Below are 678 nucleotides of genomic sequence, written 5' to 3'. Positions count from 1 at the left end.
CATCAGCAGAAACAGATTTTTGCTGCGAGAAGGCTCAAATTCCTTCGTCATCAGCTGGCTCCGCCGTGCAGAGGTCTTCCAATCTAACGCAGCAAACCGGTCTCCCGGCTGATAATTCCGCACACTTGCTGCGACTGAGGAATGGTGCTGATGAATAGGAGAAGAACCGCTTACACCGTCTTCCTGATGCCTCTCATTCACCTGATAGGAAAAACGCTGAAAGAATGGATAAACAAACAGGGTGTCATCCAGCTCAAAAAATGCTGTTTTTTCAATCAAGCCAAGAACATCCCCGGTTCGCACCCTGACAGAATGAAAGTGATGCTCTCCGCGCGGTACCCGAGCTAATTCATAGGACATCGTCATGCTCCGTTTAAACCAAGGAAAAACGAGCCGTTTGGCCGCGGTTTTGTCTCGGTTGAAGGACTCAATTCCTTCTGGCAGGCAATCTTCAATTACCATATACATCAGGGGAAACGGCAGCTTCCTTCTCAGCGTAACCGTTACGCCCAGCCTGTCCCCGGCATGCGATTGTGTTTTATCCATTTGCCGTGAAGCCTGAAAAGAACGGAGCGGATACAAGGCCAGCAGCCCGGCATACAAGACAAAAGGGAGAAACGCGTAAAACAAAAACCAGCTGACAAAGCCGCCCTGAAACATCGCATAAGAAAAAACAGC

General features: G+C 49.4%; 1 protein-coding gene. It reads right to left on the bottom strand.

Annotation, left to right across the window (positions count from 1 at the left end; translation table 11 throughout):
• Positions 1-678 (bottom strand): DUF58 domain-containing protein (locus tag ACWHAR_RS27785; protein ID WP_452088530.1); only part of this gene is annotated, 678 nt, incomplete at both ends.

This window comes from Bacillus sp. LR--39, assembly GCF_053613335.1.
The sequence above is the reverse complement of the archived record's forward strand: the minus strand, read 5'-3'. Positions and strand labels throughout refer to the sequence as shown.